Annotated in this window: 5 protein-coding genes; 2 read left to right on the forward strand and 3 right to left on the reverse strand. The window is 63.4% G+C overall.

All coding sequences use genetic code 11. The annotated features are described in order from the left end of the window. On the forward strand, positions 1–1,097 hold a 1,097-nt coding region (locus AC062T_RS11805; RefSeq protein WP_476030259.1), incomplete at its 5' end, for a hypothetical protein. On the opposite strand, the gene sucB is transcribed toward AC062T_RS11805, so the two are convergent. From sucB to AC062T_RS11820, 3 genes are all read right to left on the reverse strand, one after another. Further along, positions 1,094–2,917: a 2-oxoglutarate dehydrogenase, E2 component, dihydrolipoamide succinyltransferase gene (sucB, locus tag AC062T_RS11810; RefSeq protein WP_476030261.1), complete on the reverse strand. Its 1,824-nt coding sequence runs from the start codon at positions 2,915–2,917 to the stop codon at positions 1,094–1,096. The genes AC062T_RS11805 and sucB overlap by 4 nt on opposite strands. A gap of 52 nt (positions 2,918–2,969) precedes the next feature. Beyond that, positions 2,970–4,343: a dihydrolipoyl dehydrogenase gene (gene lpdA, locus AC062T_RS11815; RefSeq protein ID WP_476030263.1), complete on the reverse strand. Its 1,374-nt coding sequence runs from the start codon at positions 4,341–4,343 to the stop codon at positions 2,970–2,972. 93 nt (positions 4,344–4,436) lie between these two features. Then, on the reverse strand, positions 4,437–5,927 hold the full coding sequence (locus AC062T_RS11820) for a leucyl aminopeptidase (protein WP_476030265.1): 1,491 nt from the start codon (positions 5,925–5,927) through the stop codon (positions 4,437–4,439). A gap of 79 nt (positions 5,928–6,006) precedes the next feature. Here AC062T_RS11820 and AC062T_RS11825 point away from each other — a divergent pair, with 79 nt between their 5' ends. Further along, entirely contained in the window at positions 6,007–6,930 is a 924-nt protein-coding gene (locus tag AC062T_RS11825; RefSeq protein ID WP_108516634.1) for a proteasome assembly chaperone family protein, read from the forward strand. Positions 6,931–7,029: the final 99 nt, after the last annotated feature.

Genomic DNA, 7,029 nt, shown 5'->3' on the forward strand with positions numbered 1-7,029 from the left:
TGCTGTTGAGTGAGGATGGCGCTCCCATCCTTGCGGGTTTCGGTTCTGCGAAGGCGATCGATGGCCGCCGTCCTGCGACCCCCGCATTGCTGGCATCAGACGCTGACTTCCGCAGTGACCGGGTCGCTCTCTCCGCCCTGACGAGAGTGCTTCTCGGCAAAGTCGCAGGGGAACAGGGGGCTGGCGGCCTCGAAGCCTGGTTGGCATCGGATGCCCCGGCGGGTCCTGCATTTGCCGCGGAACTCGCCGATAGGTTGTTTGATCTCGGCGAGCCCTCGCCGGTGTCGTACACGGACAGAGCGCCGGATGCTGCGCGAGCACGGCCTCTTGAGCTTCGCGGGCAGGTGAGCGGCAGCGGAGGCCACGAGCCACGGGAGCCCCGAGACAGCTTGCACCTACGATTTTTGGGCGTGCCCGATTCTCTTGCGGATGCGGCCGATGTCGCGGTGAACTCGGTTGTGCGGGCCGCCAAATCCGCCTGGCACGCAGTCACCGTTGTTCGCCGACGGTACCTCTTGCTCGGCGGCGTCGCCCTGCTGTGCGGAGCGCTTGCAGTTGGGCTTCTTGTCGCGGACCCGGAGGATACCGAGACGGCGGCAGATGAATCCCCCGCGGTGGTGCCCGCAGAATCGATGTCCAGGCAAGAGACGCCGGCGGAGGGCAGCGGCGTGGTTCACGGTGCTGACGCCCCGCCGAATCTCGATTCGGCGGCCATTCTTAGCGGCGACGATGCCGCAGCGGCGGGTGTTGAGCTACTGCGGGTTCGCTCCGCATGCATTGCGGAGAGGTCGGTGACGTGCCTCGAAACCATAGTGCATGGCGAGTCGCCCGTTCTCCTTTCGGACGCCGAGACGATCATGGCGGCCCAGCGAGGCGAGACCAGTCGTGCCGATCAAGGCTCGGAACCATGGGCTCCGAATGCCCTTGAGCTTGTTGATCAGATGGGGTCGGCGGTGCTGCTTCGCGAACCAGCAGCTTCGCAATCAGACGCGATCCAGCTCGGTGGCGGCGCGGAGCCCGGATACAGTCATACGGCCTTGCTCCTGATAGTCAGGAACGAGGCCGGATGGAAGATCCGCGGTATCTACGAAATCTAGATGCCGAGGTCGTTCGTAAAGTCACCAGCCTCGAGGCGGTTCTTGATCATCACGAGGAATCGGGAGGCGTCTGCTCCATCGATGATGCGGTGGTCATACGAGAGAGCAAGGTAGACCATCGAACGAACGGCGATCGCGTCGCTGCCGCTGTCGGAGACGACGACGGGACGCTTAGTCACGATTCCGGTGCCCAAGATTGCCGACTGCGGCAGGAACACAACGGGCGTGTCAAACAGAGCGCCGCGCGAACCGGTGTTGGTCAGCGTGAACGTTCCGCCAGCGAGCTCGTCTGGCTTGAGCTTGTTTTCGCGGGTCCGCTCAGCGAGATCAGCGATCTGCGCAGCCAGGCCGGCGATGTCGAGCGAACCCGCGTCGCGCACGACCGGAGTCAGCAAGCCACGCTCGGTGTCAACCGCGATGCTGATGTTTTCCTGCGGCGGGTAGACGATGTTCTCACCGTCGATCGTCGCGTTGATGATCGGGTATGCCTGCAGAGCCTCGGCTGTGGCGAGAGCGAAGAAGGGCAGGAACGTAAGCTTCGTACCCGTCTTCTCCAGGAACTCGTCCTTGACGCTCGCACGGAAAGCAGCGACCTTGGTGACGTCGACCTCAATGACCGTCGTCAGCTGAGCAGACGACTGCATCGAGATGACCGCGCGCTCGGCAACGACCTTGCGCAGGCGGGTCATGGGAACCGTCGTACCGCGAAGCTCAGAAACCTCCACAGCGGTCGCCGTGGCGGCAGGAACGGCAGCGGGAGCGGATGCTTCTGCCGGAGCGGGAGCCGGAGCTGCCGCTGCGAGTACATCCTCTTTACGGATGCGACCGCCGACACCGGTGCCGGAGACGGAGCTAAGGTCGACGCCCTTTTCGTTCGCAAGCTTGCGAACGAGGGGGGTCACGTACCCGGCGTTGATTGCAGGCTGCGCTGCGGGAGCAGCTGCTGCGGCGGGAGCAGCCTCCGCAGGTGCCGCTTCAGTTGCCGGAGCTGCCGGAGCGGGAACCTCAGACGGGAGGTATTCGGTCTCCTCTGCGGGCTCGGAAGTTGCCTGCTCGGGAGCGGCCTCCTCTGCCGGTGTTGCCTGCTCGGGAGCGGTCTCCTCTGCGGGTGCTGCCTGCTCGGCGGGCGCTTCGGGCTCGGACTGAGCCGCTGCGCCGCTTCCGATGCGGAGAAGCTCTGCACCCACTTCGATCGTCTGGTCTTCTTCGACGAAAATCGCCTGAACGATCCCGGAGATGGGCGACGGGATCTCGGTGTCGACCTTGTCTGTGGAGATCTCAAGAAGAGGCTCGTCCACCTCAACGGTGTCGCCAACCTTCTTGAGAAGACGGGTTACCGTTCCCTCTGTGACACTCTCACCCAGCGAGGGGAGAACAACTGACTGGCCGGGAGCATCCGCAGCCGGGGCAGATTCAGCAGCAGGAGCCTGCTCTGCGACGGGCTGACCAGCGGAGACGGGCTCGGCGGGCGCGGACTGAGCTTCTGCAGGCTCAGCCGGTGCTGCCTCAGGTGCTGGAGCTTCTGCGGCGGGAGCCGCTTCTGCTGCAGGCTCGGCGGCGTCCGGAGCTGCTGCGTCGCTGCTGCCGTCACCGATGCGGACGAGCGGAGCGCCAACCTCTACGGTCTCGTCCTCAGCGACGAGGATCTCCTCGATAACGCCGGCTACGGGCGATGGAATCTCGGTATCGACCTTGTCGGTTGAGACCTCAAGCAAAGGCTCATCGACCTCGACCCGATCGCCGACGTTCTTCAACCAGCGCGTAACCGTGCCCTCGGTGACACTCTCACCCAGTGCCGGGAGGTTGACGGATTGGCTCATCAGGGGTGCTCCTTATGTGAATTCTGTAGGTCCAGCATATGTGCAGGCCGGATCAGACTGCGTGGAGGGGCTTGCCGGCGAGGGCCAGGAAGGCCTCTCCGAGCGCCTCGTTCTGCGTGGGGTGTGCGTGGATGAGCGGTGCTACGTCTTCGGGATGCGCATCCCAGTTCACGACGAGCTGAGCTTCGCCGATGAGTTCGCCCACGCGCGCGCCGATCATGTGGACGCCGACGACGGGGCCGTCGTTAACTCGAACGACCTTGATGAGGCCGGACGTGCCGATGATGTGGCTCTTGCCGTTGCCAGCGAGGTTGTAGTCGTAGCTCGACACGTTGTCCGCGCCGTGCAGCTCCTTGGCTTTTGCCTCGCTGAGCCCGACCGAGGCGACCTCGGGGTCGGAATACGTGACCTTGGGGATGTTTGTGTCGCTGATCACGACCGGGTTGAGTCCGGCGATCTCTTCTGCCACAAAGATGCCCTGCTGGAACCCGCGGTGTGCGAGCTGCAGTCCGGGAACAATGTCGCCGACGGCGTAGACGCCGGGAACGTTCGTGGCGAGCCGCTCGTTGGTGAGGACGAATCCACGGTCCATGGTGATGCCGGCTTCTTCGAAACCGAGACCTGCCGTCGACGGTCCACGGCCAACGGCAACGAGAAGAAGCTCGGCCTCGATGGTCTCGCCGTTTTCGAGGGTGACGATAACGCCGTCATCGTTCTGAGTGACGCTCTGAAAGCGCACGCCAACCTTGAAGTTGATTCCGCGCTTGCGGAATGCGCGCTCGAACTGCTTGCTGATGGCTTCGTCTTCGTTGGGGACGAGATGGGGGAGCGCCTCGATGATGGTGACGTCGGCACCCCACGACTTCCACACGCTAGAGAACTCGACCCCGATGACGCCACCGCCGAGGACGGCTACCTTCTTCGGAACGAAGTCGAGCTCGAGGGCCTGCTCCGAGGTGATGACGCGCCCGCCGATCTCCAGACCGGGAAGGCTGCGCGAGTAAGAACCCGTAGCGAGGATCACGTTTTTGCCGACATAGCGGGTGCCCGCTACCTCAACGGCGTTGGGGGCGACAAGCTTGCCTTCACCCTCGATAACGGTGATGCCACGCATCTTGATCAGGCCGGTGAGTCCCTTGAACTTGCTGGAAACCACTTCCTGGCGGTAGGCGGTCACGCCGGCGATGTCGATGCCCTCGAGGCTCGCGTTTACGCCGTACTTGGCGGACTCGCGTGCGACATCGGCGACCTCTGCCGAGTGAAGGAGCGCCTTCGTGGGGATGCAGCCGACGTGCAAGCACGTGCCGCCGAGCTTGTTCTTCTCGATGAGAGCTACGGAAGATCCGAGCTGCACTGCGCGCAGGGCAGCGGCGTAGCCGCCACTTCCGCCGCCGAGAATTACTAGGTCAAAGTTCTGTTCGGGCACCCGTCAACTCCTTGTGGATGAGGAATGTGCGAGACCCGCAAAGGGGGGTGGTGATGCGAGTCCAGCGGCATAATCGTCGTAACAAAAACCCTACTATGCCTGGCCGAATTCCTGTGCCAGTGCGACAAGTGTCCGCACCGTGACGCCGGTCGGACCTTTGCCCGTGAATCCGTAAGCGCCCGCTGAGTTATTCGCGGCGCCCGCGATGTCAAGGTGCGCCCAGGGGATGCGTGTCTCCGTGCCGTCTGCAGTGCCGATGAACTCCCTGAGGAACACCGACGCGAGCAGCATTCCGCCCGCGGAGTTGCCGATTCGAGCGTTGGCAAGATCGGCCACGTCAGAGTTGAGCGCAGGGCGCAGCTCATCGGGCATAGGCATAGGCCAGACCTTCTCATCGACTTGATCCGCGACTCTGCTGATGCGCGCCAGTAGATTCTCGTCGCCCATCATCGGCACGTAACGGTTGCCGAGGGCCACGATCGCTGCGCCAGTGAGGGTCGCGACATCGATGATGGCATCGGGCATCTCTTCGCTTGCGGCAACGAGTCCGTCGGCCAGAACGAGACGGCCTTCTGCGTCGGTGTTGAGCACCTCAACGGTGGTGCCACCACGCACCGTGATTACATCGTTCGGCCGAAGCGCCGTCGACGATGGCATGTTTTCGGCGAGGCACAGCCACCCCGTGATTTTGACGGGCAGGTGGAGTCTGGATGCCGCACGAACCACCGCGAGCACCGTTGCGGCCCCCGTCATGTCGTACTTCATGCCAACCATCGACGCCGCAGGCTTGAGGCTCAGCCCGCCGGAGTCAAAGGTGATTCCCTTGCCTACCAGGGCGAGATGCCGTGTGGCGCCGGCGGGGGAGTACTCAAGACGCACCATTCTTGGCGGGCGCGCGGAGCCCATGCCAACGCCAAGGATGCCGCCGTAGCCGCCCTCGGAGAGGCCTTGCTCGTCGAGCACGGTCACGTCGATGCCATCCGAGGCCACTGCCTCGATCGCGGCTTCGGCGAAGCTCTGCGGAAAGAGATCGATGGGGGGAGTGTTGACCAGATCCTTTACCAGGTGAATGGCATCGGCGATCGCCTGCGCGCGGGCGACGATGGCGTCTGAGTTGGTCGATTCGCCCACAACAGTGATCGCGCTGGGCGGGTTCTTCTCCTTATCTAGCGACGCAGCCCGGTAACGGGTGAACGAGTATGCGGCGATGGCCGCACCTTCGAGAACGGCATTGAGATCCTCATCCGAGGTCACCGGGAGGTGGAACGTCACCGTATCCACGCCGCCAAGCAGGCGTACGGCCGCTCCGGCCGCGTACCGCAGTGCCTGCGAGTTGGGCTCAGAAACACCGAGCCCCACGAGGGCAACGCTGCGGGCAGACCCTCCTATCGAAGGAAGCCGGATCAGCTGGTCGCGTGAGCCAGTCGCGCCGACGGCCTCAAGCGCTGCACCAATGGAGGCATACTCGGCGGTGTCTACGGCCAGCGCTGCGCCGTCCGGAGTCGAGAGCACTCCCAGCACGAGCACGTCGGAGTCGATGCTCAGTGGGCTATTTGTGGTGATTGTCAGCTGGGGAACGGTCATACTGCCCATGCTAAGGCGGCAGGAGTGCCGGTTGGCGCCCTCGTGCTTAGGATGCAGCCGCGATGGCTAGCATTGGAGTATGAAAGTTCCTGAGGGCCTCTATGAACTCGCCGGCGGTGTATCCGTGCCGGCGGGGCTGCCCCTCGTCGCGGCGCTCACGGGATTTGCCGATGCCGGTTCCGCCATCTCACAGTTCAGCGAGTACCTGAGGGAGTCGCTCGATTTCGAGACGATCGCCCTGTTCGAGAACGACGAGCTTCTCGACTATCGCGCACGCCGCCCCATGATCTATTTCGACCAGGATCACCTGGACAACTATCGCCCGGCACGGCTCTCGCTCGACCTGGTTACCGACGATGTCGGACAGCAGTTTCTCTTTCTCTCCGGGTACGAGCCCGACTTTCAATGGGAGCGTTTCGTTGCTGCGGTGCTCGGGCTGGTCGAGCGATTCGGTGCTCTCTCTACGACGTGGGTCCACGCGATCCCTATGCCGGTTCCTCACACCCGCGCCATCGGCGTAACGGTGAGCGGCAACCGCACGGAACTCATTGAGTCGATGTCCGTGTGGCGGCCGCATACCCATGTGCCGGCCAATGTGCTGCACCTGGTGGAGCACGCCCTGTATGAATCGGCCGAATCGGTCTGCGGATTCGTGCTGCTTGTTCCTCACTACCTGGCGGATACGGAGTATCCGGATGCCGCAGTCAAGGCACTTGAGTGCGTGACCGCCGCCACCGGGCTCATTTTCCCGACCGACAGTCTCCGTCAGGACGGGCGCGACTTTGTGGCCCGCATCGACGATCAGGTGGGGGAGAACCTCGAACTGGCTCGTCTTGTTGGCGCCCTCGAGGAGCGGCATGACGCGTATATGGAGGGCAATTCCCTTCCCTCACCCCTGACGGATGAGGATGGTGAGCTCCCGACGGCAGATGAGATCGCCGCCGAGCTTGAGAAGTTTCTTGCGTCTCGTCCCCGAAATGATGATGAAGGTTCCGACCGCTAGTCGCGTCGAGTGAATTTACGTCGAGGGATCGACAAATGAAAGGCGTGGCGTGAACTCTCGGCGTTCATGGATTATCTGGGGCGCTGCTCTATTCGCTTA

The sequence above is a fragment of the Homoserinimonas sp. genome (assembly GCF_056262345.1).

What these genes read in the sequence shown, in the direction of transcription:
- AC062T_RS11820 (WP_476030265.1), bottom strand. Translation starts at nt 5,927, where the DNA reads ATGACCGTTCCCCAGCTGACAATCACCACAAATAGCCCACTGAGCATC.
- sucB (WP_476030261.1), bottom strand. Translation starts at nt 2,917, where the DNA reads ATGAGCCAATCCGTCAACCTCCCGGCACTGGGTGAGAGTGTCACCGAG.
- AC062T_RS11825 (WP_108516634.1), top strand. Translation starts at nt 6,007, where the DNA reads ATGAAAGTTCCTGAGGGCCTCTATGAACTCGCCGGCGGTGTATCCGTG.